The 25,278-nt window shown below is 45.7% G+C and carries 28 protein-coding genes and 2 riboswitches; of the genes, 5 read left to right on the forward strand and 23 right to left on the reverse strand.

Going from position 1 to position 25,278, the window contains the following annotated elements:
• Positions 1 to 178: 178 nt before the first annotated feature.
• The 6 genes from ACWNM1_RS05015 to ACWNM1_RS05040 all read right to left on the reverse strand — a co-directional run bounded on the left by ACWNM1_RS05015 (position 179) and on the right by ACWNM1_RS05040 (position 4,098).
• A complete protein-coding gene (locus ACWNM1_RS05015) occupies positions 179 to 616 on the reverse strand; it encodes a carboxymuconolactone decarboxylase family protein (protein WP_076285910.1) in 438 nt (145 codons plus the stop codon).
• Positions 617 to 701: 85 nt separating this feature from the next.
• The gene (gene sigJ, locus ACWNM1_RS05020) at positions 702 to 1,577 is read right to left on the reverse strand and encodes an RNA polymerase sigma factor SigJ (RefSeq protein ID WP_449600149.1); all 876 of its coding nucleotides are present in this window, start codon (positions 1,575 to 1,577) and stop codon (positions 702 to 704) included.
• A gap of 215 nt (positions 1,578 to 1,792) precedes the next feature.
• Positions 1,793 to 2,119 (reverse strand): thioredoxin family protein, encoded by a 327-nt coding sequence (locus ACWNM1_RS05025; protein WP_042184566.1) that lies wholly within the window; start codon positions 2,117 to 2,119, stop codon positions 1,793 to 1,795.
• A gap of 38 nt (positions 2,120 to 2,157) precedes the next feature.
• Positions 2,158 to 2,550, reverse strand: coding sequence for a MerR family transcriptional regulator (locus ACWNM1_RS05030; RefSeq protein WP_449600150.1), 393 nt, complete (start codon positions 2,548 to 2,550; stop codon positions 2,158 to 2,160).
• Between the two features lie 147 nt (positions 2,551 to 2,697).
• On the reverse strand, positions 2,698 to 3,333 hold the full coding sequence (locus tag ACWNM1_RS05035; protein ID WP_449600151.1) for a ThuA domain-containing protein: 636 nt from the start codon (positions 3,331 to 3,333) through the stop codon (positions 2,698 to 2,700).
• A gap of 42 nt (positions 3,334 to 3,375) precedes the next feature.
• A complete protein-coding gene (locus ACWNM1_RS05040) occupies positions 3,376 to 4,098 on the reverse strand; it encodes an SDR family NAD(P)-dependent oxidoreductase (protein WP_449600152.1) in 723 nt (240 codons plus the stop codon).
• Between the two features lie 325 nt (positions 4,099 to 4,423).
• Here ACWNM1_RS05040 and ytxJ point away from each other — a divergent pair, with 325 nt between their 5' ends.
• Together ytxJ and ACWNM1_RS05050 are read left to right on the forward strand one after the other, a co-directional pair.
• A complete protein-coding gene (gene ytxJ, locus ACWNM1_RS05045; protein WP_042123836.1) occupies positions 4,424 to 4,750 on the forward strand; it encodes a bacillithiol system redox-active protein YtxJ in 327 nt (108 codons plus the stop codon).
• A complete protein-coding gene (locus ACWNM1_RS05050) occupies positions 4,747 to 4,986 on the forward strand; it encodes a glutaredoxin family protein (protein WP_042184561.1) in 240 nt (79 codons plus the stop codon). The genes ytxJ and ACWNM1_RS05050 overlap by 4 nt, the downstream gene beginning before the upstream one ends.
• A gap of 201 nt (positions 4,987 to 5,187) precedes the next feature.
• Here the strand turns inward: ACWNM1_RS05050 and ACWNM1_RS05055 are convergent, their stop codons facing one another.
• From ACWNM1_RS05055 to ACWNM1_RS05080, 6 genes are all read right to left on the reverse strand, one after another.
• On the reverse strand, positions 5,188 to 7,512 hold the full coding sequence (locus ACWNM1_RS05055) for a histidine kinase (protein WP_449600153.1): 2,325 nt from the start codon (positions 7,510 to 7,512) through the stop codon (positions 5,188 to 5,190).
• Positions 7,513 to 7,602: 90 nt separating this feature from the next.
• The gene (gene kdpC, locus ACWNM1_RS05060) at positions 7,603 to 8,211 is read right to left on the reverse strand and encodes a potassium-transporting ATPase subunit KdpC (RefSeq protein WP_449600176.1); all 609 of its coding nucleotides are present in this window, start codon (positions 8,209 to 8,211) and stop codon (positions 7,603 to 7,605) included.
• Between the two features lie 55 nt (positions 8,212 to 8,266).
• Positions 8,267 to 10,300: a potassium-transporting ATPase subunit KdpB gene (gene kdpB / locus ACWNM1_RS05065; protein ID WP_449600154.1), complete on the reverse strand. Its 2,034-nt coding sequence runs from the start codon at positions 10,298 to 10,300 to the stop codon at positions 8,267 to 8,269.
• A 16-nt stretch (positions 10,301 to 10,316) separates the two neighbouring features.
• Positions 10,317 to 11,993 carry a potassium-transporting ATPase subunit KdpA gene (gene kdpA / locus ACWNM1_RS05070; protein ID WP_449600155.1) on the reverse strand — a complete coding sequence of 559 codons (1,677 nt, stop codon included), beginning with the start codon at positions 11,991 to 11,993 and terminating at the stop codon, positions 10,317 to 10,319.
• A gap of 12 nt (positions 11,994 to 12,005) precedes the next feature.
• Positions 12,006 to 12,083, reverse strand: coding sequence for a K(+)-transporting ATPase subunit F (gene kdpF / locus ACWNM1_RS05075; protein ID WP_076285959.1), 78 nt, complete (start codon positions 12,081 to 12,083; stop codon positions 12,006 to 12,008).
• A 126-nt stretch (positions 12,084 to 12,209) separates the two neighbouring features.
• Complete coding sequence (locus tag ACWNM1_RS05080; protein WP_076285918.1) at positions 12,210 to 12,626, reverse strand: hypothetical protein; 417 nt, start codon at positions 12,624 to 12,626, stop codon at positions 12,210 to 12,212.
• Between the two features lie 189 nt (positions 12,627 to 12,815).
• Positions 12,816 to 13,005, reverse strand: a riboswitch (cyclic di-AMP (ydaO/yuaA leader).
• A gap of 420 nt (positions 13,006 to 13,425) precedes the next feature.
• Positions 13,426 to 13,591: riboswitch (cyclic di-AMP (ydaO/yuaA leader) on the forward strand.
• Positions 13,592 to 13,736: 145 nt separating this feature from the next.
• On the opposite strand from ACWNM1_RS05080, the gene ACWNM1_RS05085 reads away from it, so the two are divergent.
• From ACWNM1_RS05085 to ACWNM1_RS05095, 3 genes are read left to right on the forward strand one after another with little or no spacing between them, the layout of a single operon-like run.
• Positions 13,737 to 14,228, forward strand: coding sequence for a hypothetical protein (locus ACWNM1_RS05085; RefSeq protein ID WP_449600156.1), 492 nt, complete (start codon positions 13,737 to 13,739; stop codon positions 14,226 to 14,228).
• Positions 14,229 to 14,244: 16 nt separating this feature from the next.
• A complete protein-coding gene (locus tag ACWNM1_RS05090) occupies positions 14,245 to 14,754 on the forward strand; it encodes a hypothetical protein (RefSeq protein ID WP_449600157.1) in 510 nt (169 codons plus the stop codon).
• 39 nt (positions 14,755 to 14,793) lie between these two features.
• Positions 14,794 to 15,246, forward strand: coding sequence for a hypothetical protein (locus ACWNM1_RS05095; RefSeq protein WP_449600158.1), 453 nt, complete (start codon positions 14,794 to 14,796; stop codon positions 15,244 to 15,246).
• Positions 15,247 to 15,396: 150 nt separating this feature from the next.
• Here the strand turns inward: ACWNM1_RS05095 and ACWNM1_RS05100 are convergent, their stop codons facing one another.
• From ACWNM1_RS05100 to ctaD, 11 genes are all read right to left on the reverse strand, one after another.
• Positions 15,397 to 15,588, reverse strand: coding sequence for a hypothetical protein (locus ACWNM1_RS05100; protein WP_341126344.1), 192 nt, complete (start codon positions 15,586 to 15,588; stop codon positions 15,397 to 15,399).
• Positions 15,589 to 15,622: 34 nt separating this feature from the next.
• Positions 15,623 to 16,912 (reverse strand): ABC transporter permease, encoded by a 1,290-nt coding sequence (locus ACWNM1_RS05105; RefSeq protein ID WP_339268505.1) that lies wholly within the window; start codon positions 16,910 to 16,912, stop codon positions 15,623 to 15,625.
• Positions 16,905 to 17,807, reverse strand: a complete 903-nt coding sequence (locus tag ACWNM1_RS05110; RefSeq protein WP_449600159.1) for an ABC transporter ATP-binding protein — start codon at positions 17,805 to 17,807, stop codon at positions 16,905 to 16,907. Before ACWNM1_RS05110 ends, ACWNM1_RS05105 begins: the two co-directional genes overlap by 8 nt.
• Positions 17,808 to 17,811: 4 nt before the next feature.
• On the reverse strand, positions 17,812 to 18,669 hold the full coding sequence (locus ACWNM1_RS05115; RefSeq protein WP_449600177.1) for an ATP-binding cassette domain-containing protein: 858 nt from the start codon (positions 18,667 to 18,669) through the stop codon (positions 17,812 to 17,814).
• Between the two features lie 91 nt (positions 18,670 to 18,760).
• Entirely contained in the window at positions 18,761 to 19,156 is a 396-nt protein-coding gene (locus tag ACWNM1_RS05120; RefSeq protein WP_449600160.1) for a GntR family transcriptional regulator, read from the reverse strand.
• 60 nt (positions 19,157 to 19,216) lie between these two features.
• A complete protein-coding gene (locus ACWNM1_RS05125; RefSeq protein WP_449600161.1) occupies positions 19,217 to 19,945 on the reverse strand; it encodes a hypothetical protein in 729 nt (242 codons plus the stop codon).
• Between the two features lie 919 nt (positions 19,946 to 20,864).
• Complete coding sequence (locus tag ACWNM1_RS05130; protein ID WP_042123812.1) at positions 20,865 to 21,329, reverse strand: DUF420 domain-containing protein; 465 nt, start codon at positions 21,327 to 21,329, stop codon at positions 20,865 to 20,867.
• Positions 21,330 to 21,355: 26 nt separating this feature from the next.
• Positions 21,356 to 22,276, reverse strand: a complete 921-nt coding sequence (gene ctaG / locus ACWNM1_RS05135; protein WP_449600162.1) for a cytochrome c oxidase assembly factor CtaG — start codon at positions 22,274 to 22,276, stop codon at positions 21,356 to 21,358.
• A gap of 82 nt (positions 22,277 to 22,358) precedes the next feature.
• On the reverse strand, positions 22,359 to 22,685 hold the full coding sequence (locus ACWNM1_RS05140) for a cytochrome C oxidase subunit IV family protein (RefSeq protein WP_042184535.1): 327 nt from the start codon (positions 22,683 to 22,685) through the stop codon (positions 22,359 to 22,361).
• A 5-nt stretch (positions 22,686 to 22,690) separates the two neighbouring features.
• On the reverse strand, positions 22,691 to 23,317 hold the full coding sequence (locus tag ACWNM1_RS05145) for a cytochrome (ubi)quinol oxidase subunit III (protein WP_449600163.1): 627 nt from the start codon (positions 23,315 to 23,317) through the stop codon (positions 22,691 to 22,693).
• Positions 23,314 to 25,161 (reverse strand): cytochrome c oxidase subunit I, encoded by a 1,848-nt coding sequence (gene ctaD, locus ACWNM1_RS05150; protein ID WP_076285960.1) that lies wholly within the window; start codon positions 25,159 to 25,161, stop codon positions 23,314 to 23,316. The genes ACWNM1_RS05145 and ctaD overlap by 4 nt, the downstream gene beginning before the upstream one ends.
• Positions 25,162 to 25,278 lie beyond the last annotated feature (117 nt).

Below are 25,278 nucleotides of genomic sequence, written 5' to 3' on the forward strand. Positions count from 1 at the left end.
TAACACCTCCTTTATAGCTGTGACCGTATTTTTTACCGAAGATGGATAATTCATGCATACAAAAAAGACCCCACAGTATGGGATCTCCCTAAGTTAAACTTCATATGTTCTTATATCTCTATTGTATCTGTAAAGTTTCGGATGCTAGCCTTGGACGTTCGGCTGACGTAATTAAAGTTTATTGCGGCATCATGCGAGTGGTGATCGCGATGCGATTCCATGCATTGATTGTAACAATTGCCATGATGATCTCGCCAAGTCGCTTAGTATCGAAATGGCGCTCCGCTTCCGAATAGACATCGTCCGGTACATGTCCTTGCGTCACGAGTGTAACCGATTCGGTCAGCGCAAGCACTGCGCGCTCCTCGTCGCTGTAGAACGGCGCTTCACGCCATGCGTTCAGCATGTAGATGCGCTGTTCCGACTCGCCTGCCTTGCGGGCATCCTTCGTATGCATATCGATGCAGAAGGCGCAGCCATTAATTTGTGACGCTCTGATTTTGATTAACTCCAATAACGACTTTTCCATGCCTGTCGATTGTACGAACGCTTCAAGACCCATCATCGCTTTGTATGCGGCTGGAATTTCACCGGCCAGATCCATTCTTTGTTCCATGGGGATAGCTCCTCTCCGGCTGTAGACCGGTTATCTTTTGATTGTTTCACTAATAAGACAATACAAAAGCTCCGTTTGTGACAGGTTACCCCATTCGTTGTAATTTATCGGGATTGAGTACGATATAAATATGCTCGATCCGCTCCCCGGCCGCATCAAGCTGGAAGCTGATCGCCTTAAGCGGCCGGCCATCCCGATAAATGACGATGCCCAGCTGGCCGTTAAGTAGCACCATCCTTTGCGAATCTCCGAGGAAGCCCTTCGTAATGACGCCTCCAATGAAAGCTTGAACACGATCTCTGCCCGTAATGGTGAAAATCGCTGCGCGAACTTTACCGCCGCCGTCCGACGTAAGCAGCGCGTCCTCAGTCAGCAGGCTGACAAGCGCATCGACGTTGCCGCCTCGCGCAGCTGCGAGGAATGCTGTCGCAAGAGGTGTTGCCTGAGCCGTGTTGCCTGGCAGAACTGGCGATTGTTGATGCAGCTTATCATTAGCGCGGCTAAATATTTTTCGACAGTTGGCTTCTGATTTTCCTAACACATCAGCAAGTTCGCTATATTCGAAAGCGAAGGATTGGCGCAAGATAAAGACGGCTCTCTCGACAGCCGACAAATGTTCCAGCATGACGAGCAGGGCGTAGGATACATTTTCATCGTGATCGAAGAGATCAGCAGGATTATCGCCTCCTCCATTCGTAAAGCTGACGAGCGGCTCCGGCAGCCATGTGCCGACATATTGCTCTCTCCTTATACGGGCGGATTGCATATAGTTGATGCAACGATTTGTTGTCATACGGATTAAGTAAGCTTTCGGATGGGTGATATCTATTGTTTGTAGCTTGCTGTACTCAATGAATACGTCTTGAACGAGGTCCTCTGCATCTGCTATAGAGCCGGTCATACGGTAAGCAATTACTTTCAGCAGAGAGTGATAGTTGGTATATGCGACCTGAAAATCCATACGTGCTAGACTCCTTCCAAAGCTGTGCCTTTCATACCGTCACGGCTCACCGCGGCGTCTACATCGTTCAGCGGATGATCAACAATGTAGACGCTCTCCTAGGGCTTCATGTCTAGCCTATTTAGTGCACGCAGGAAAATATCCGGATGAGGCTTCTTAATGCCTTCTCAGCTTGAGATTAATATAGCATCAAAATACAACTAAATTCCAATTCCCTATGCTAGAATAACCTTGTTCAATATCCCTTGATAGGCTGCTATCGGACGTAAGCCAACCAACTTTTCCATTGGCTGCCCATCTTTATATACAATGACTGTAGGCATCCCCATAACACCAGCTTCCCCAGCCAGATCCGGCAATTCGTCACAATTCACCTTCACAATAGAGACATCATCTCCATATTCCTGATGAAGATCTTCCAAAAGAGGCAACAGCACCTTGCAAGGGGGACACCATGGCGCACCGTAATCTACCAAAACCGTTCCACCACCGCGAATCTCTGCTCGTACCCAATCAGCGCTATCTGCATTTGTAATAGCCATTTGTCATTCCTCCTCATAATTTTCAACTCCAGCAGTACCTACTCCAAACTCTCCAGTGTACATGCCTCTAGACTACTCTCGTTCTGCTCTTGCAAGATAGAGGCCATTCTTTCTTCCAAATTGTGTTTAATCTGATTCAGTTCTACAAGCTGACGTTCAATATCTTCAAGCTTGCTACGGTATAGTGGCATCACTTCTGCGCAGAAAGCTTCTTTGTTCTTCAAAACACAATGTAGAAAGCCCGCGATCTGCTCTGTGGACAGACCCAGGTTCAAATATAATTTTATCGTTTCTACCGTCTCCACAGCGAGCGGAGAGTACTCCCGATATCCGTTGGCCTGACGGATCGGCGAAATTAATCCCTGACTCTCATAATAACGAATTGAACGGACGCTTACGCCCGTCAGTTTAGCAAGCTCACCTATTTTCATAGCAATCTCCTCGGGGTTCATGAGAATTGTTCTACACCAGTATAAACCCTGACATCAATGTAAGAGTCAACAAAAAAATCCAACCGTAGTTATCCCACAGTTGGACTCATTTATAATTTTACAACAAGTATATCCGCCGCTTATATTCTACAATAATCCTGCTGCCCAAAGCCCACCTCTACGAATCATTTCGCGGAAGGGTTCTACTGAGAATGAAGGTAAATGATGCCCTGGCATTAAATAAACAACCCGGCCCAAGCCAAATTCGTGACACCAAGCCGCTTGGCGCATAGCTCCCTCATGAGAATATTCAGCGAGCACTGTCGTTTCGAAATAAGGATGCATCTCAAAATAATACGGCTCATCCTCAATTACAAATTCTTCAATTCCCTGCATAATGGGATGCTCTCGTGCGGGTATGGACATCTGCAGCGAAGTATACTCTGGATGATGGGTGAAATGTGCGCCCAGCATAGCGCCAAGCTCCTGATTGCGCTGTAAGGAAATTCCGTTATGTACCACTAGTAGTCCGCCCCCGCCAGCCACATAAGCTAGCAAAGCACCACTTTGTTCCGCGGGGATTTTGTCATCAGAAAATTCAGTGTAGGAGATTACCAGCTTGTAGTCAGACAACGTTTCTTTATTGAGAAGTGCATAATCCTCTGAAGAGAAAACCTGTAAGTCATTCGCAAGGATTTGTTGGATCTCCTGGTCCACGCCAGCAAAGGGGTGATATTTAACCTCCGAGTAGCTTCCTAGTGCGAGTGCTTTTAGTGTAGACATGTTATCAGCGCCTTTCTTCTTATCTATTTTGAAATATCCGTTCTACCACGGCCATAAGCTGCCATCCGTGTCCAGATAGGCCGGTTCCTCGCCCATATATTTTTTATAATCCAGAACAAGGTCGATAATCTGCTCCGCGGACTGTTCAGGAGTCATTTCCGCTTGCTCATCCTTCTTACCATGCATATAAGTCTGCAGCCAGCCAGGATGGAACACCATTACTTGACCGCCAAGCGTTTTCAGATGATTATGCATCAAGGAGGACTGCATATTCAGTGCTGCCTTCGACATACAATAGCCATACATGTTGATACGCTTATTTCGGGTAATACTGCCTGCCTCTGATGAAATATTGACGATTAATTTATCCTCACTTTGCAGCAGCAGTCCCATCAGTGCATTGCTGACTCTTAACGCGCCAAGCGTATTTACATTATATATTTCTGCCATGCCTTCATCATCCAGCTCCACCAGCACAGTAGCATTATCAGCAGAACGAATAATACCTGCATTATTAATAATCATATCGACATATCCAGTTTTACTGGCTATCACTCTTGCAGCCTGCTTTACACTATCTTTATTGCTGACATCTAGGGGGATAAGCTCCAACTGTTCAGGATATTGCTCTTTAAGCGCTTTCAAATCTTCCGATTCTTTTAAATACTGTCCTGCAAATACTGAGAACTGTTTGGCCAGCAACGAACGTACAAGCGACAGTCCGAGCCCACGATCAGCTCCAGTTACACATGCAACTCTCTTCATTCTTCTGAACACTCCTATCTTGTAGCGATATGGTTAGGCATGTTGCTTCTTTTCACCTTAGCATGCTGTACTCTTTTTTTCAACGCGATTGGTTTCAGGTATATCGCCTCTTGTGCAAGCCTTTTAGAATCCTTTTTGTTTTAATTTTGATATATGTTACAATCATGATTACAGGTTGTTAACAACACAATTGTTAGCAAGCAATAACGCCTTCGGCGTCCTTTTAGGACGGTAAGCGTTTATGCGAGAAATATAAGGATAATGTATAACGTGAAGCTTATACTCTCTTATATTTCAAAATAACGATCCCAGGAGGGTGATATCTATGTCAATTCAACAACTCCATACGCTGGAGGATCTTGAGCAATATGTAGCTAAGCCTGGCAAGAAGCTGCTGTTCAAACACAGCACGACCTGCCCGATTAGTGCTAAAGCTAATGAAGAGTTTCAGGCTTATCTGAAGGATGCGGATACTGCCGCTGCAGTGGTCTTAGTCATCGAGGATCGTCCCGTTTCCAATCAAATTGCTGAGGATTTTGGCATCAAACATGAATCTCCACAACTCTTCCTGCTTGAGGACAATGAGGTTCGCTGGAACACTTCCCACTGGAAAATCACAAGAGATGCTATCAAAGAGGCTGTGAACCAATGAGTGAGCCAGTGATTGTCTATTCAACCGCAGGGTGCAGTGACTGTAATTTGGTTAAAAATTATCTTACGGAGCAGGGTGTCCCTTTTGAAGTAAGAGATGTTATGACCAGCACAGTCTATCAAGAGGAAGTTGAGAAGCTTGGATTCATGGGTGTTCCTGTCACTGTAGCAGGGGATCAAGCGATCAAGGGATTTAATCTTCCTGCGCTCAAAGCCCTCATCGAAGCTGCCCAATAATTAAGCCATTAAACTATTCAGTACATGATGTAATTCATAGCTGCAAAAAAGGGTATCCTCATAGCCAATCGGCTTGAAGATACCCTTTTTCAAAATATAAGAATCTATAATTTTTACGCTATACATTATCCTTATATTTCTCGCATAAACGCTTACCGTCCTTTAGGGACGCCGAAGGCGTTTTTACTTGTTAGTCTTAGTCTATGCTTCCTCACGTATGAGATCTGCCACGACCAGCACATCCACGTTTCTGGCAGAACGCAGAATCTGCTTGGTAACATCGCCGCGAATACTTTTTCGCAGCCATGAGCGTTGTGATTGACCGATAATAATCTGAGTGCTCTGCAAAGCTTGAGATCTTTCAAGCAGCAAGGACGCCACTCGGGCGGGGAGCCCGCTCTCAATCATCTTAAACGTTCCACCCAGTCGTTCCGTCAATTCCTTTAAATCTTTTATACGTTTATCATATACGGGTCCATTTTGTTTAAATTCCTGCACATACGTAACATACCAGCAAGCTTTTAGACGATATGCAATCCGAAAACCACGCCGAATTAAACGCTCCGCATGATCCCCCAAGGTGATACACACATATATAACTTCCTGACGCCGCCAAGGTCCCCGTAACGAACCAACACGTTCCCAAGATTCTAGCCTTTCATCAACATCATCAGCAATTTCCCGCAATGCCAGCTCCCGAAGGGCTATTAAATTTCCGATTTTGAAAAAAGCCCCCAGCGCCTGATCCACCTTGGCCATGGCATATATTTTTCCATCCTTCATTCGCTCTTGAAGCGTCTTGGGTGATACATCGATAAGCTCTACCTCATTTGCCCGCTGTAGAATGCTGTCCGGAAAAGTCTCCCTTACTCTAACTCCTGTAATTTGCTCTACGGCGTCATTCAGACTTTCTAAATGCTGCACATTCACGGTAGAAATCACAGATATTCCCGCATCCAGCAGCTCCATAACATCCATATACCGCTTCTTATGTTTGCTGCCTGGCATATTGGTATGAGCGAGTTCATCCACTAGCACGACTTCTGGATTACGCTTAATAATTGCTGCCGTATCCATCTCCTCAAGGATAGTCCCGCGGTACTCCATACGTAGACGCGGAAGGGTCTCCAATTCGCCGATTTGTTCAAGGGTTTCTTTGCGGCCATGTGTCTCCAGGAGCCCTATCACGACATCGATCCCTCTCTTCAAGAGATCGTTCCCTTCACGCAGCATCTTGTAAGTCTTGCCCACACCGGGAGCAGCCCCAATGTATACCTTAAAGGTTCCTCCGCGAATCGCATCGATTTTATCCTTTACTTCCTGACTGCTTAACCTGTGATAGGCATCCGCTTTCCGTTCATTACGACTCTGCCGGGTTGGAAGTACACGCTCTCCTTCGCGATCTGCACGATCCGCCACGAAGAACACATCCACACCTCGGATTTGCTTCAGTAACGAATTGGCGATCGAGCCTTTCCATAACTCCTGCCAAGCGGTCTGCTTGGAGTGTCCCATAACGATCCGGGTAATATTGTGCCGGGTTGCGTATTTTACTAACAGACGAGGGATCTCCCGCTTCGAGCGAAAGGTGATTTCCTCCATAGAAGCACCAATCTTCTCGGTCAGCTTCCAGAGGGAACGCTTAAAGGTAGCTGCTTCCTTAGAAAGGGTGAGGCCCTGCTTCCAGAATGACACCACTGACAGTTCCCCATTTAGCCGCTTGGCGATCTGCTGTCCACGCCTTATATGGATCGAGCCATTCCAATAATACTGTGCGGAGACCAGCACCTTCTCTGCGATCCCCGAAGCTCCCTGCAGCCCTTGTTCTTCCCGGTGTTTCTCCAGCGAGTCATTAACATCCTCAGCGACCATCCGAAGTGCCAGCTCCCGCAGCTTGCTTAAATTCCCCTTATTAAAAAGCGATCTCTGCTGGCGCTTACCTAAATGGCCATCGGACAAGCGCTGAAGTATTTTTTCAGGGGTCACATCAATTAGAACGATATCATCGGCAAGGGTAAGCACCTCAGCGGGAAGAGAATGCTCTACCTCAATCCCGGTCCATTTCCGTGCCAGATCCGCAGCACCTTCTAGTTCGTATACATTTACAGTTGTGATGACACTAATCCCATTGCTCAATAAGTATTTGATATCGTCCAGTCTTCCAGATCTCTCCGCACCCTCGCGATTCTGGTGGGCCAAGCCATCGGTTAGCACAACTTCTGGATTACGTGCCACAATAGCTTCTACATCAAGATCCTTCTTCTCTATATCTTTCTGAAACCAATGAATACTTGGTATGCGTTCCAAATCGCCCAGCTGATCCTTAGTTTCTGGACTCTGATTCGTCGAAACCGCACAGATCACAACATCGATTCCCTGCGCTTTTAGCGCCTGGCCCTCACGCAGCATCTGATACGTTTTGCCCGACCCACTGACCGGACCGATATAGATCTTCAGACGTCCCCGATGCAGCTCATAGATAGAGAGCAGCAGCTCCTCCGGCGTCTTCCTCCGGTATGTTCCCATCAAGACCACTCCTTATTAACCCCGATCATGCACTAGAAAGCAAGATATCCCTGCCCGATTCTAGTAATCTGGCAGGGACATTTACTATATTTATTTGTTCGATAGTTTCAGTAGATCCATGTTCAGCTTCAACACATTGACCCGTTCTTCACCAAACAACCCTAAGTCACGACCCTCGATATGCTTATTTACAAGCTCTTCCAGCTGCGACGCAGGAATACCAGTTAAATTGCTAATCCGAGGAATCTGCACCATAGCTGAAGCTGGTGTGATATGCGGATCAAGCCCCGAACCCGAGTTGGTGACCAAATCAACTGGCAATTTGTTCACGGGCACATCCGGATTATCGAGCTTCCACTGCGTAATGAAATCCTTTGTCCGCTGCAGCATATCCGGATTGGATGGAGCGTAGTTATTGGAACCTGAAGCTTCTGCTTTATACTCAATACTAGACACACGACCATGAAATAAAGCTGGATTGGTAAAGTTCTGCCCGATGAGTTCCGAGCCTACAACTACTCCAGCATCATTCTTAAGCAAGCTGCCGTTCGCCTGCGACGGCATTAGAACCTGGGCAAGCGCTGTAGTTGTCAGAGGATAGATCACTCCGCAGAGAACAATAAATATTAGACTTAGTCGTACAATAATGAAGAAATAAGCACCTTTCGATGATGATAACTGCTCTTCAGTGTCCTCCATGGCGTTTCCGTTATTCACGATGCTCTCACCCTTTCAATGATTAGTCAACACGTCGTTAAATCCATACACTTACGATCATATCAATGAGCTTGATGCCAGCAAATGGAACAACCACTCCGCCTAGCCCATAGATAAATATATTGCGTCCAAGCAGCTTCGTAGAGCTCATAGCTTTATACGATACACCCTTCATAGCCAGTGGGATGAGCAGGGGAATAATAATCGCATTAAATATTAAGGCGGATATTATAGCCGAGCTTGGCGAGCCTAGTCCCATTACATTCAGGGCTTCCATTTCAGGAATGGCGAGCATGAACATCGCCGGAATAATGGCGAAATACTTCGCGATATCATTCGCGATACTAAAGGTTGTTAACGCACCCCGCGTCATCAGCAGCTGTTTACCAATCGCCACGACCTCAATAATCTTCGAAGGGTCAGAGTCCAAATCGACCATATTTGCTGCTTCCTTAGCAGCTGTAGTACCGCTATTCATGGCTAAGCCCACATCAGCTTGTGCAAGGGCAGGGGCATCATTTGTACCATCCCCGGTCATGGCAACCAGCTTACCCTCGTTCTGTTCGCGGCGAATGACTGCTATTTTATCCTCAGGTGTACTTTCAGCGATGAAATCATCTACACCGGCTTCACGGGCAATCGTAGCTGCGGTGAGCGGATTGTCACCCGTACACATGATGGTCTTGATCCCCATTTTCCGCAGCTCATCAAACCGCTCTTTCATGCCTGGCTTAACGGTATCCTTCAAGTAAATAAGTCCATAGATCCGATTGTCTACTGCAACCGCTAATGGGGTCCCCCCCATCCGGGCGATAGCATCAGAATTACTGTCGAGGTTCGCGGGAATGACTCCGCCTTTCGACTGTACCCATTTCTTCACGGAGTCTACCGCACCTTTGCGTACGCAGCGTCCATCTTGCAGGTCAATACCACTCATCCGAGTTTCGGCCTTAAACTCTACGAATTCGCCACCTTCAGCAAGCTTGCTGTCATAGCTGCGTTCCAGCTTTTTGGCCAGCTCAATTACAGAACGTCCCTCAGGCGTCTCATCCTTTAGGGAACTGATGGCCGCCCATGCCGTAAGCTCCGCTTCGGATTCATTTCCGACAGGTACAAATTCACTAGCCATCCGGTTCCCAAAGGTAATCGTACCGGTCTTATCTAGGATCATCGTATTAATATCACCAGCAGCCTCAACGGCCTTACCCGACATCGCGAGTACATTAAACTGGGTCACCCGGTCCATACCCGCTATTCCGATTGCGGATAGTAGTCCCCCGATAGTTGTCGGGATCAGACAGACCAACAAGGCGATCATAACCGGAATATCAAGATCAACGCCTAGATAAGTTGCAATCGGCCGCAAGGTCACTACTACAATTAGGAAAATCAGCGTCAGACTGATCAAAAGCGTATTAAGTGCGATTTCATTCGGTGTCTTCTGACGTTTCGCCCCTTCCACAAGGGAGATCATTCGATCTAGAAACGACTCACCAGGATCACTTGTAATTCTGACTTTAATCTCATCACTGACGACCCGTGTACCGCCTGTAACGGAGCCAAAGTCCCCACCAGCCTCCTTGATTACAGGTGCAGATTCACCTGTAATCGCTGATTCATCTACGGAAGCCAGCCCTTCAATCACTTCACCGTCACCAGGAATGAGTTCTCCCTGACTGACGATGACGATATCCCCTTTACGCAGTTCGGAGGAGGAGACTGTCTTCACCGTCCCTCCAACCAGTTTGTTGGCAGTGATATCTTGTTTCGTTTTCTTAAGCGAATCAGCTTGGGCTTTACCGCGGCCTTCCGCCAGTGCTTCAGCGAAGTTCGCAAACAGCACTGTAAATAGCAGAATGAACAACACTGTGATATTGAATCCTATCGATTGCTCAGCATTAAAATATCCAGGAGCCAGCACCATGAGGAGTACAATGATCGTACCGACCTCTACCACGAACATGACTGGATTTTTGATTAGCGTTACTGGGTTAAGCTTTATAAAGCTATCCTTTACAGCGCTTAGGAGTATGGGTCCCGTCAGCAGCTTTTTTCTTTTTACAGTACTCATCTTATTCTCCCTCTTCCTACCGTAAGGTTAGATATTCTGCAATGGGGCCGAGTACAATGACCGGCAGGAATGTCAGCGCACCGATAATCACTACTGTACCGATCAGAATTCCCGTAAACAGTCCATTGTCTGTGCGGAATGTGCCAATTGTCTCAGAAACCGGCTTCTTCTGAAGCAGAGAACCTGCTACCGCCAGCATTGCGATAATAGAAACATAACGACCTAGCAGCATGACAATCCCGGTTGTGACATTCCAAAAAGTTGTATTGTCTGCAAGACCTTCAAATCCTGAGCCATTGTTCGCGGCAGAAGAGACATATTCATATAACACTTGGCTGAGTCCATGGAATCCAGTATTCGTAATCGCCCCTTGCCCCAAATCGGTCAGGAACGCAGCTGCAGTTGGCACAAGAATAATGAACGGATGCACAAGGATCGCAATGGCAATCAGCTTCATCTCCTTGGCCTCTATCTTCCGTCCGAGGAACTCCGGTGTCCTGCCGACCATCAAACCGCACAGGAAGACACCCAGAATCGCGTACATCAGCATATTAATCAGTCCGACACCTTTACCACCGAAGACATTGTTGAGCATCATCAATGCTAGAGGCGTAATGCCTCCCAGCGGTGTCAGCGTATCATGCATATTGTTAACACTACCTGTCGTAGCTGCGGTTGTTACTGAAGTAAACAAGGAAGACTGCGGTATGCCGAAACGCACCTCTTTACCTTCCATGCTTCCTTGTGAAGATTCGATTCCTAGTGCATTGATCGCCGGATTACCTTTTGATTCAGCATAGAAGTTTAGGCTTAATAGCAGAACAAACAAGGTCATCATTGCGGTAAAAATTACCCAGCCCTGACGTTTGTTCTTGGCAAACAATCCGTACATATAAGGGAGCGAAGCTGGCAGCATCCACATAGAGAGAATCTCCAGAACGTTCGTAAGTGGATTAGGGTTCTCAAAAGGATGGGATGAATTGGCCCCGAAGAAGCCGCCACCATTCGTGCCCAGATGTTTGATCGATTCCAAAGAAGCTACTGGACCGATAGCAATTTGTTGTGTTTGGCCCTCTAATGTAGTGACTTCAAGTGATGGCTTGAGCGTTTGTGGCACATGCAGTCCTACCAGCACCAATGAAACTAACAAAGCTAGCGGAATGAACACACGAATATGTGCTTTGACGAAATCCTCGAAGAAGTTCCCGACTGATTTCCGTCCCGTGATTCCTCTGACAAAGGCAACTGCAACAGAAAATCCGCTCGCTGCAGATGTGAACATCATCATCGTGATGACAGCCATTTGTGAAAAATACGAAAGCCCCGTCTCCCCGCTATAATGCTGCAGGTTCGTATTGGTCATAAAGCTGATCACTGTATTGAATGAAAGCGTCTGTTCCATATCCGTAATTCCATTTGGGTTTAACGGCAATCCCCGCTGCAATCTAAGAACAATGTAACTGAAAGTGACCAATACGATATTTGTTAACACAAAGCTGAGCGCATACTTCTTCCAAGACATTCCGTCCCGTTTTTTCAGGCCGATCAGCTTATAAATTCCTTTTTCCATACCTCCAAACCATCGATCCGTACGGTTCGGTTCATTAGAAAATACATAATATAAATACGTGCCCATCGGCTTAACCAGCAAGATAAGAATTACGATTACAGCAACTATTTGCAAAATGCCCATGAATGCCCCTCCTTAAAATTTCTCCGGATGAATCAATGCGTAAACCAGATATACAAACAACAGTAGGGTAACAGCGATTACTAGAATCACAACTTATCCCTCCCTGTATCCTCAACTACACCTGCGCACCAGCGCATAAATCCATAAAACAACCCGTAAATTACAGCTAACGAAGCCACCATATACAGATCCATCATATCTACCGCACTCCTTCTTTTATCCTTGATGAGGTGATTTATCGATTAGAAAATCAGCATCACCACTATGAGAATAGATTACATAACTTGCACCAAGTCTTTTATAGACCAATCTAGGATTTATTGAGCTTGTGATTACAAAAATCGGCTGTGTAGTCCAGGTGCGGCACATCTGAATGTAGCGGCAGCATAACGTAAAGCTGCTCTCGAACAGATATACCCGTCCTACCGGGAACGGTGGGCGAAACCAAGTATTCTGATGGCGGGTATCAACTAGAACGACTTGTTCAATCCCCATCTCTTCGAGTAGGGCCTTCTCAGGCAAGTTGTTGGTCAATCCGGCCATCTTAATGCCTCTGAATTTTAGAAGCTTAATAAAATGTTCGCCTGCCTTCGTTGGCGCACATACCAGTACATATTCATTCTGATCTGTCATCTCTTATTCTCCTCAAATGCTTTGCTTGTAAGATCAGAGCTTGATCACCCTGATCTTGAAAGAAAGCTACCGCTAATGATGAATATAACGACCTCTTCGTGAGGTTTTCCATAAATGCTTTGCTTAAAAAAGCACAGCAAAAAGCCACAAAGGATTCTCCTCTGTGGCTCGCTAGCGGTCACATTGCACTCATCCTCTCTCCATACGCTTACGAGGTTAGCTGTCGGATTCGGGCGGTGAGAGTCGCCCTACCTGTATAGATGCGAGCTCACTCACATCTTCTACAGGATTCACCCCATAACCGGCTTCCGACTCTCACATCGTCTGCCGATTGTTGGTTCCCCCGCTTTCCTTATCGGAAATTAAGCGGATCAAATATTCGATTGTTGTTGAAACAGGAGTAATCATACCCTTATGCAGGAAGTATTGTAAAACCTGATTGATGCCAAAATAATGCAAATTAAAAACTATTTTCGCATTGGATAGCGCTTACTTGATATCCAATCTCTCTATATCTCTTGTTTACTCGAGTTTCAATCCATTAGCGAAAAACGCTCATACCATGTGATTTTATTCACCACGATTAGTGAAATGACCAAAAATCGCCTTTATAAGAAAGGAAACAAGAAAGCGAGATTAAGCGAGGAAGAAGCCCGATAACACGCAATAAATACCTATTTGGTTCCCTTTTTCGTCGTAGTCGGCAGGATTTGGTTTAAATTGCGCTCAAAAGAACACTTTCTGTTTTTACAGAAACACCTTGAAAAGAGTATGATTCGGGTTGAATCTATTTCACGAAATACATTCAACGCTGAGTTCCTGCAATTGCAGGGAACGGGGGAACCATCAGGTCATATGGCCTACTTGGGGTGAATCCGAAGGAGACTGTTCAAGTCTCACATAGGTAGGGCGACTCTCACCGTCCGAATCCGACAGCTAACCTCGTAAGCGTAAAGAGAGAGACCCTTGATCCGCCACGCTTTGGCACAGGTGTGTGTATACCTGTATTCCAAAACCGCAGCAGAGGTCCTCCTCTTGCTGCGGTTTTTGCGTTACCTGATTCTTTAACTGAATCTATAGGGTGATAGCATGCTGGACGGGGTGAAAGGAATGAAACATTATTATTGGGGAACTCAGCAAGGGCTACTTGAGCCGATAAGTCTAAACTATGTTTGCTTTGGAGCGTTATGGTTCGAAGAGGATCATCATAGAACAATTGTCGGCTACGCATTTGGTCAGAACCAGATTGACACATTGCGCCATTTCAGCAGCTCTTCTACTTGTGAACGCTGTATGGACCGAAAGATTATATACGAAATATATAAAAATATCCGCGAAAAGCAGCAGCTGCAGGATTGGGCAGCACACCAACGTTTTCCGTGGCTCACCGCCTTTAAAGAACCTTGGAAAGATGTTGCAGTCGGTTGGTACGTAATGAGATCCCGCAGCACCTTCCCCTTACATTTATCCGTTATACGCAAACAGAAATTCCGACTATGGCTGGAGCATGCCGCAGTCTGTGAGAATGAAGCTGAAATGCTCGCCTGTATAGAGAAGGCCAACATCACTCACCATGTTGATCTTAAGCTTTTGGAAACCTAAGGAGGAGAAACCTGTCATGGACCAGCGAAGACTATCTCGCATAGAAGTATTCGTCTTTGATTCACCTGAGCCTATTCACTATGGAATGGAGGCCGGTCAAGGTAGCCGTTATGGCATCCTGAAGCTTACCTGTAAAGGAGGTTGTAGCTGGGGAGCGTGTCTTATCTCTGCTAATACCAAAACCTTCGACCTTATTAAATGGAGTTCTTTTCTCAGAATGATTTATCATTGCCGACTTGAGGAAGCGATAGATAAAGTACGTTCCCATGGTTCAGAGTGGGATCAGACTCAGTTTGAGCTAGTGCAAGGTGCTTTACAGGATTTAAAAGCCAAGCTGCAGGGTAAATCCTTGTCAGGTCACATTGAGCAAGGTCGTCTGTACAGAGCTGTCGCTGGTGGGAGAGATTCCAGAGGAGGGCGGCTATATTATAAACCATCCAGTGTTGCGCTTCAAAAACATAGTTATCCAGAACCTGATACCGCCGAGCTTATCAACAAATCCATTTCTTACTTTTCTATATTATAGGTTCATCCCATAACCCATTCTGAAAGGATCGTGTTTATCATGCCTGACCCCTTACCTGCCGGATCACCCCGTAGAACTATATTTGCAGAGTGTGTTCAAAAGTGTACGAATGATATCTATACGCTCAGTTTCATGTTGTTACAACAATCAGCAGAAGCCGAGAAGGTTACTATCCGTACTTTTAAAGAGCTTCATAAAATATTCCGACAAAAAAGCTTCGACAGCCAGCTATTCTCTATCGAAGCTTACCGCTCTTGTATCCGACAATGCGCCGATTATTACGCACGCCGTTCTCTCCTGTCTTCCAAGGCATTGCCTTGGGAAGAGCAGCTTGTAAAAACGATGTGGTATGGCCTAAAGCTATCTTTACCTCAAATAAGCATCATCCTGCAAAAGAGTGTTCCTGTGCTAAAAGCGCAGCTTAGGCGTGTGCGGGAGCAACTGACTGCTCAAGAGGGTTTGCTGCCTAGTGGTAATCTATCCGTTGTCTAATCCCTCAAAAGGAACAGACATCTGAGTGTACGGAGCATATATTGGACTCAGGAAACCTGGAGTCCGCAACTATCTTCCAAATAACTTTTACGATACGTACACAAAAAAGAAAAAAGCCACGGCATCTGCCGCGGCTTCCTTTCCCTACTATTACGCTTTGCTCTTACGCGCCTTACCGTACATCCACAATCCCGCAATCATTCCTACCATGGCAATACCAGTCAATACACCTTGAGTGAAATCCATAACAGCGGATCCATCTGAATGGAGCATTCTACTAACCGTAGCCAGAGATACCGAACTCATTAAAAGCATCATATTGTATTGTTCACTTTTAGTCATGATTACCACTCCTTAAAAGTTTATATGAAGCCACTTAGATCTTGTAAGCCTTCATCGCTTTTCTGATCTCTTTAATACTTGGACGTTTGCCGTACATCAATACGCCTGTGCGATAGATCTTGGCAGCCAACCATCCAAAGATGAACGTGGTAACAAGCAGGATGGCTAATGATACAATAACTTGCCAGATCGCTACTTCACCAACACCAATTCGGAGCAGCATGGTCAATGGAGAGGTGAACGGTACATAACTCGCTACCTTAACCAGCAGAGTATCCGCATTGGAGATACTGAACAGTGGAACATAGAATGCTACGAAGCCTAACATCATAATCGGCATAACCGCTTGGCCAAGATCCTCTGTACGGCTGACAATCGAACCTACAGCTGCATACATCAAGGCATAGAGGAAATAACCTAGTACATAAAGAACAATCCCATAAAGCAACAAGTTAATATTAAGCTGGCCTAAATCCAGGTCTAAATCTTTCAAAATCGTTGCATTATGCGGAAGCTTAAGATTGACAACTACCGCTGCGATAATGACTCCAATTTGTAATAATCCTACTAAGAAGACACCGATAACTTTACCGAACATTTGCGCTAAAGGTGAGGCACTTGTAATCAGAATCTCCATGATCCGTGAGCTCTTCTCTGAAGTAATCTCAGCTGCGATCATATTACCGGTCATCATGATAGACATGAAGAACAGCATAAGCATGGCGTATACAATGACGTAATTAATAGGTGGAGCGGATTCCTGCGACGCATCCTTATCTCCCGCAGTCCCATCAGGGTTGAGCTGCTGAGTAGCTATCTGTACCGGTGTTGACATAGCAGCAATCTGCTCCTGCGTCAGCTTGTCGCCAACGATGAACTGGGTGTTGGCCTGCTGAAGGGCATTTTGGAGATAGATTTGCACATCGCCCTTCAATTCACCATTTTCACTATGATAAGTAACGGGTGGAAGTCCTTCGCCAGTAGGTTCTGCAAAAGTAACGTACCCCTCTACAGTCCCTTCTTCTAAAGCTTTCTTTAGCTCCGCATCGTCGGCAGAAGTATATTGCACAACTTTTGCCTGCGGCATTCCTTCAGGTGAAGTATATGCCTTCAACAACTCTGCAGCCTGATTTCCCTCTTCCGCGATCACAGCAATTTGAGTCTCTGCGTTTGTTTTAGAATCACCCTTAAACTGATCGATGATGTACGGAAGATTCATCCCAATGCTGAGCAGCAACACTAGAATTAATGTAGTAATCATGAATGATTTCGTTCTTACTTTATTTTTAAAGGTAAAGCCAATAATTGTCCCCATCTTATTCATGAGATTCACCCACCGCTCTGATAAAGATTTGATTTAATGTTGGTTCCTTAATTTCAAAATGCTCCACTTCACCCTGCGCCATCGCCTGCTGTAGGATACGTTGTGCTGCGCCGATCTCACTGATTGACAACAGATAACCTCGCTCCTGTCGCTGTACTGCTGTTACACCTGCAATTGATTCTAGACCGGTCATTTCGTTATCCGTACGCAACAATACTTGTTCACGAGGATACCCACTCTTAATCGTACGAATATCGCCCTGCACGACAGTATTGGAACGATCCAAAATCGTAATATTACGGCAAAGCTCTTCAACATGCTCCATCCGGTGAGTAGAGAATAAGATACTCGTTCCTTGATCACGCAATTCTTTTACCGTATCTTTCAATAGTTCCACGTTAACAGGGTCCAAGCCACTGAAGGCTTCATCAAGGATGAGAATTTGCGGCTTATGAACAACTGCGGCGATAAAGCCCATTTTCTGCTGATTCCCTTTGGAGAGCTCTTCAATCTTCTTATTGTAATAATCCGGAACCTCAAACCGATCGAGCCAGTAGCGAAGGCTCTTATCTGCATCACTAGCCGACATCCCGCGCAGACGTGCCAAGTAGACGATTTGATCGCTTACCTTTACCTTTGGATATAATCCTCTTTCTTCGGGTAGATAGCCCATGGTTTGCTGAAGTTCGCTGTTATACGGCTTTCCATTATACAAAATATTCCCGCCATCAGGGTAAATTAAGCCAAGCACCATGCGCATTGTGGTTGTTTTCCCTGCACCATTTGCCCCCAGTAATCCGTAAATTTCCCCCTTCCCTACCGTTAGGTTAATTCCGTTTACAGCGGTTTTTTCTCCATATTGCTTCATTACACTTTCCAGCTTTAAGGCTTCCATTTCTCTAGTCCCCTCTCTTGTGATCAATCAGGATAGGACGGTGTCCCTGTGTCCATAAACCCAATATTTCATCCAATTCTAAACTGCGACTCTTGATAACCTTTACGCCCAAGTCCTGAATGCGTTTCTCGTTCTTAGAAAATTGTTCTATGATAAAAGAAGCTACACCCGGTGTATCCATGGTAAGGTTTATACCTCCCGGTAATTCCGCTGATAACTCAGCAAGCTCCTCTTCACCTGCAACCTGTACCCATACCTCGGTCCAAGTACCGAATAAACTGTCTTTCTCAGCCATACCCAGCAGTTCACCTCTATGCATAAGTACGATATAATCTGCCAAGCGCCGCACCTCTTCCACAATGTGTGTGGAGATAATGATCGTAGCGTTGTTCTCATCCATATATTTAAGAAGCGTCTCGATCATAATCTTCCAGGCAAAGGGGTCAAGACCTGATGAAGGTTCATCCAATAGCAGCAGACTTGGGCGTGACGCAAGTGCTGCGGCAATTTCGAATTTCCGACGCTCACCCTTTGACATCTTAGAAAGCCTCATATGATATGGAACCTCAAAGCGATCCATTAGATCCTGAAAATACGACTCATCCCAGTTCGGATACCAATGCTGTCTAAATTGAGCTGCCTCTTCTGCATTCCAGTGGTTCTCCTCAGTAATCGACGTCTCAGGAACATAAGCAATGGTCTGCCGCAGCTCCAAAGGCAACCCGCTATTATACCTGTTCTCAAACCAATATATCTCGCCTTCCTCTGGATTGGTCAGCTGCATCAGGAGATTCAGTAACGTGCTTTTGCCAGATCCATTCTGACCTACCAGGGCTGTAATATATCCTTTAGGCAGATTCATGGTCAGCGGTCCTATCGTCTTGTTTCGCCGTTGTTTAAGTACATTCCGCAATTCTATAGCCATCTGTACCATATGAGTATGCGCCCCCCTTTCATTCCTTTGCTCTATACTTGCGTTCTACAATCTCCATAAAAATCTGCTCAAGTTCATCCTTGCTGCAATGTATCGATCGGCCGATTTCCACAGCACTTTCAAGTGCTCTGCCTACCGTGTCCCGTTTGTATTCTTCCATTGCTACGTCGCCTACATGGGATACAAAGGTACCTGTTCCTTGTCTCGTTCGCAGCAAACCTTCATTCTCCAGATCCTGATATACGCGCCGCACTGTAATTACACTGCACTTCAGATCTCCTGCGAACTCACGAATCGAGGGCAGTAGCGTACCTTCTGTAATGACTCCGCTAATGATTAAGGACCTAAGCTGAGTCTCTATCTGATGATAGAGGGGCTCTGCACTATTTTCGTTGATTTGTACCGGTATCCACATTATTTACACCTCGCCTTCCACTCTAGCGTGCTAGAGCGCAGTCCTTGCCATTCCGATTTTTTATACGAGATTGCGACTCTTCAGTCGATGTATAGTCCATTTAGAGAATAATTGCACAGATATTGTCCCCAGCAGAAGTGACCCCCACATGATCGGAGATAACAGCCCCCACTCCTTGGAATAGGAGATACTGTATAAAAACAAATTGCCTCCCCCAAGTGTAACTAGGAATGATATTCCCCACGATAACACTACGATAAGCAATGTTAGCCATAGATAAGCTTTGCCGCTAAAAAGATACTCAATAAAAATATATAGACCTGAGACCATAAATCCGAAGCCAAGCCATGTAATGGCAAAAGCTATATACGAGGGAACCGCCAGCTCTGTCCGGAAATTTTCCCCTAACAAGTAAACAATACCGAAGAATAACGTACCATTTAGAATAAAGGAGCCAACCCCCTGAAGTTTTCTCCGCGATAATATTACTGCAGTTGGAATCGGTAAGGTTCTTAAGTAAACCAACATTTTTGTGTAAGAGTCTTCACTCCAATATTTCATGGAACGGCGAGAGAATGTAAATCCCAATAAGGGTATAAAGGAGAGAAATAAGAAATCCGTTACCATCGTCCGATCCTGCTCACCTAGTACGTCATTTGCTACCAGGCTAGTCATTCCACCAAGATAACACATAAAAATAACTGTTATTACGAGGGTCCCTAATATCTTTAATTTGTCTCCGCGAAAATCAGAGCGCAACATAAACCATGAATCTTTTAATGTTCTCATTAAAACTAACCTCGCTTTACAATGTCTTCAGCGTCTAGCGGAAGCAGGTGTTCATATCCCTGTGCTTACTGTATATATCTATATACACAGTATATGTCCTTAATTTACCATTGTCAATCCTGTAAATGGAAAACATTCAAGTTGATTAGGAGGTATGCACTTCCCCCCTTTGGAGAAGGCTTTGCACGTATGGGAAACTGATCATTATCTGGATTAACTAATTAGAGGATTAAACATTACTTATAGAGAGGTTGTATGTGAGCGAAGGACGCGGAGTGAGGTCAGCCTCATTGTTGCTTCGCCAATGGGTTGTAGGTGTAGGGCCAGTTGTTGCGGCTCGGTGGGGTGATTGAAGGGCGGGAGCGACTCCTCTGTGTGCGCTACCGCAGAGTGGATGTGACTGCTCAACGATGCGAAGGCTCGACGGACGCTATCGCTGAGTGCATGTGACTACTCGGTGGGTGTAACTCTAGTAGAATCAACAATTAGGGAAAATCTCCCTCTAATTACTTGGTTTTAGTCTGAAATCAACGTTTTTAGGGAATTCCTCCTTATAAATTCAGCCATTTCTACATTTTAGAGCTTAAACGGTTAAAATACAGGGAGAAATTCCCTAATTATCGTTTTTCGAGCTCAAAACTTATCTTTTTCAGGGAGGTTTTCCCTAAAAATAAGCAAATAGAGTACTTCACATCACGCACTGTTCAGATCACGAGTGATTTCACAGTACAATTTCAAGATTTCAGCACTCCCCCAACTCCATAAACTAAAATAAGCCCGTCATCCATCATCCCTATTTAGGAACGAGCAGATGCACAGGCTTATTTCATTACTATACACACAAATTCACATACGATTCGTACGCATATTCACATGCTCTTTTCACATGCCAATCACATGCTCTATTCACGCAACTATCTTACGCGCCCAAAATAACTTCCCACACTGGCTTGGTGTGTCCACCTGGATATAGAACATAAAGCAGCACATACACCATAACGCCAGTAATCGCAGTAATGAACCAGATTATAGATGTCACTCTGCCCCACTTACGGTGCTTGGAGTACTTCGCCTTAAATCCAAGAGTTAACGTAGTAAGTCCGAATACCGCAGCTACGGTTGCCAGCACGATATGGAAGATCAGAAACACTTGATAAATCGTCTGAAGTTCATCCGGTCCGCCCCATGAGGTGTTTCCCACGAACAACGTTCTAGATACATAAACAATAAAAAACAGGAGCGCAGCGATTGCAGCAGCAATCATCGTCTTCTTGTGCGCCTCGCGTTTGCCCTTAATGATGAGCCACCAGCCAATAGCTACGAGCACCGCACTGAGCACGATGAACGATGTGCTAATAGTTGGAAACACCGTAAAAATATCCATGATTCTCCTCCTTGGCAGTCTACCAGTTATGCACGGGTCAAGGTGCTCTCCTCGAGTGCTGAGGAAGGCGTCGATAATTCATCGCCCTCTTGTCCGTTCTCTTTTTTATACCAATGATAGAACACATAAGCAAGCATAGAGGCAAAAATAAATTCCTGAATGAACTTCATCGCGATACCTCCTACCTGCTGATCCACTTTTGGTGACAACAATGAAAAGAATGCAGGACCCCCAAAATTCTGAAGTAAGGCAGAAGGATCACCCGATATACAATAGCCCATGGCAAGTGCCCAAGTCTCCGGATCACTGTAAATAGCATAGAGCGGTTGATCTGCAAAAATAATCAGTCCGCATGCTGGTGTCAGTAATACCATGTTTAGAAAAATAAACCCAATCTTGCCCAGTCCACTCGCCATTCGGCGCTCCGGTAGCGGATTGATCAATGTCCACCACATTAAGGCAGCTGTTAGGAATAAAACAATATAGTAGATTCGGTGAACGGTAAAATGAAGCATCACATAATCATGGATAACGGGAATATGGTACAAGGAAAATAGTCCATTAAACAGTAGAGCAGCTACCACCGGTCGAGCTAAAAAAGACAGCCGGCGAAATGGATTTACTCTCAATATGCTGCGCCAGATAAAATCTGGAATCCCCAGCATAATCAGCGGCACCGCCACTAGATATGACAAGGCCATACTAACCATGTGGAAGGAAAACATCATATGTCCTAATAGACTAACAGGACCGCCTTGCGCCAGATAAAGCGCAAGCATTCCGCACACAAATAGTGCTCTTCGCCAGAACGGAACCGGAACTGAATCGGCATGACGTCCAGCAATCGGACCAATCCAAACGAAATAACCCGCCGTCAGCAGCAGCATGACCGCCAGAAAAAGCGGGCTCCATAGTTCTGCAAAGCTAAAATATTGTAATCCGAGCATAACCCTAACCCCTCCTAGCGCAGGATCTAGTTAAACACCAAAAAGAGGGGGCATCGCAGCCCGCCTCTTTCTTTATAGTCCGTTAATTCCACCAAACCCAATACAGCGACATAATAATACAGGTACCGGCGGTAAAAAAACCACCCAGCATGAAAATAATCGGTATTAGATGTCCTTTATCTTTCAGGTGCATCCAGAAGCCCATCTGTACAATGACCTGAATGACTGCCATCACCAGTAGTAGAATAACCGCAAAGGTGGCATTCACGCCTCCAGCAGCAACAGCGGCGAAAGCAATTAAGGTCAAGACAATGGACAGTATAAAGACAACAATATGCCTCTGTGGCCCTTCATGCCGATGACGATGCTTATACCCGTCATTCTCTGGCACATGCTGATCTGTCGTCATAGTGTCTAGCCCACCTTTCCAAGTAGGTATACAACCGTAAAGATGAAGACCCATACCACATCAATAAAATGCCAGTACATGGCTGACACATACACTTTTGGTGCAGTAACTACGGTTAATCCTTTACGCATGAGTTGCCCAATCAGAACAGCGATCCATGCAATCCCGAAAGCTACGTGCGCACCGTGGAATCCTACTAATGTATAGAATGCCGAACTAAATGCACTTGTAGTCATTCCGAAGTCTTCGTGTCTCACATATTGAGTAAATTCATAGATCTCCAGAATCAGGAAGCCAAGCCCTAAGGCTACAGTTACCAAAAGCCAGTTACGAAGCACAGCCGGACGGTTTCTATGCATCGCTTGGATAGCGAACACACTCGTCAAACTGCTTACCAAAAGAATGAATGTCGCAGCAGCTACAAGCGGTAAGTGAAACAGTTCATTCGCCGATGGCCCCTCATTCGTCTGATTACGCAATGCGAGGAACGTAGCGAACAACGTACCGAACAATACCGCTTCCCCACCTAGAAACAACCAAAAGGCAAGAACCTTGTTTCGTCCTTCGAGCGTAGCTTTTTCCGGCTCGTGAGGAAATTCTTCCTTAGAAGCTTCTGCATGTGCCGTTGTCATGTCCGCTCACTTCCTTCCAGCTCTTCAGGTTCAATATGCCATCCATGATCATCATACAGCGAACGCAACAGCATAGATCCAAACGTGATGATAAGACCGATGGCTGTAACGATATAATTATTAAACATAAAGCTCATAAAGGCATTGCCGAAGTCATCCCGACTGAACATGAAGCCAAGTCCAGCGATGAAAATCCCAACAGACATAGTGAACGGCAATATGGTTGCAGACGGCATATGAATCGAACCGACGGGTTCAGCCGGAGTCATGCCTTTATTTCCTGCCATCTTTTCTTTCCAGAATGCATCAATTCCACGGATAAGCGGGGTTTGCTTGAAGTTATATTCTGGCGGTGGCGAAGAAATCGTCCATTCTAGTGTACGTCCATCCTCCCACGGATCATCAGCTGCATCCATTGGCTTTCTTGAAGTTAGGAAGACATTGACTAAGAAAATAATCGTACCGACAGCCATCAGCCCAGCACCAATTGTACTGACTAAATTCAGCAAATCGAATTGCTGATTCGGCAAATACGTGAATACCCGGCGTTGCATCCCCATGAGTCCAAGGAAATGCTGTACAAAGAATGTCAGATGGAATCCGATGATAAACGTCCAGAAGGTCCATTTGCCCAGCTTCTCACTTAGCATCCGACCAAACATCTTCGGCCACCAGTAATGCAGACCTGCAAACAGGCCAAGCACCAAGCCGCCCACAATAACGTAGTGAAAATGCGCTACAACAAAATACGTATCATGGAACTGAAAGTCAGCAGGCGCAGAAGCCAGCATGACGCCAGTGACGCCACCCATCGTAAAGGTAGGAATGAATCCTGCCGCGAACAGGTTTGGTGTCGTGAAACGCACTTGCCCGCCCCACATCGTGAACAACCAGTTAAAAATCTTGATTCCTGTCGGAACTGCAATCAACATCGTCGATACAGAGAACAACGCATTAGCTACCGGTCCAAGTCCGGTAGTGAACATATGGTGAGCCCAAACCATGAAACCCAAGAAGGCAATCAGGATGGTAGCAAACACCATTGAGCTATACCCGAACAGTCGCTTCCGTGAAAAAGTCGGGATAACCTCCGATATAATTCCGAAGGCAGGCAGAATGAGGATATATACTTCTGGATGACCAAATATCCAGAAGATATGTTGCCAGAGCACCGGATTACCCCCAGCCCCAACCTCGAAGAAATTGGCTCCAAGTATCCGGTCGAATGTCAGCAGTACTAAACCTACTGTAACTGCTGGAAATGCAAACAGAATAATTGCGGAAGTAATAAATGTAGTCCAAGCAAACATCGGCATCCGCATATAGGTCATTCCCGGCGCGCGCATCGTAATGATCGTGGCTAGAAAGTTAATCCCCCCGATGAGGGTACCTAATCCGGCAATTTGAAGACCAATCGTATAAAAGTCTACACCGTGTGTAGTGCTGTATGTACTCGTAGATAGTGGGGTGTAGGAGGTCCATCCAGCATCAGGAGCGCCACCCATTATCCAGCTGAGATTCAGTAGAATTCCGCCGAACAGGAAGGTCCAGAAGCCAAGTGCATTTAGAAAAGGAAAGGCTACGTCACGTGCACCGATCTGTAGCGGTATGACGGCATTCATTAAGGCGAAGATGATTGGCATGACGCCGAGGAATATCATCGTCGTACCATGCATGGTAATAAGTTCATTAAACGTTTGGGCATCCAAAAAATTATTCATTGGTTTGATGAGTTGCCAGCGAATCAGAAGTGCTTCAATTCCGCCGATACCAAAAAATAATCCCCCAGCCCATAGGTACAAAATTGCGATTTTTTTATGATCGACGGTTGTTAGCCAATCCATAAGTCCTGTATGGCGCTTCACACTGTGGCCATGCCCCAGAGGCTTGGATGAATTCAAGGTATGCGCTGCTTGAGCCAAAGTTCGTACCCCCTTTTTCGAAAGTTCCGCCCGCCTTTA

The sequence above is a fragment of the Paenibacillus sp. Marseille-Q9583 genome, assembly GCF_976954365.1.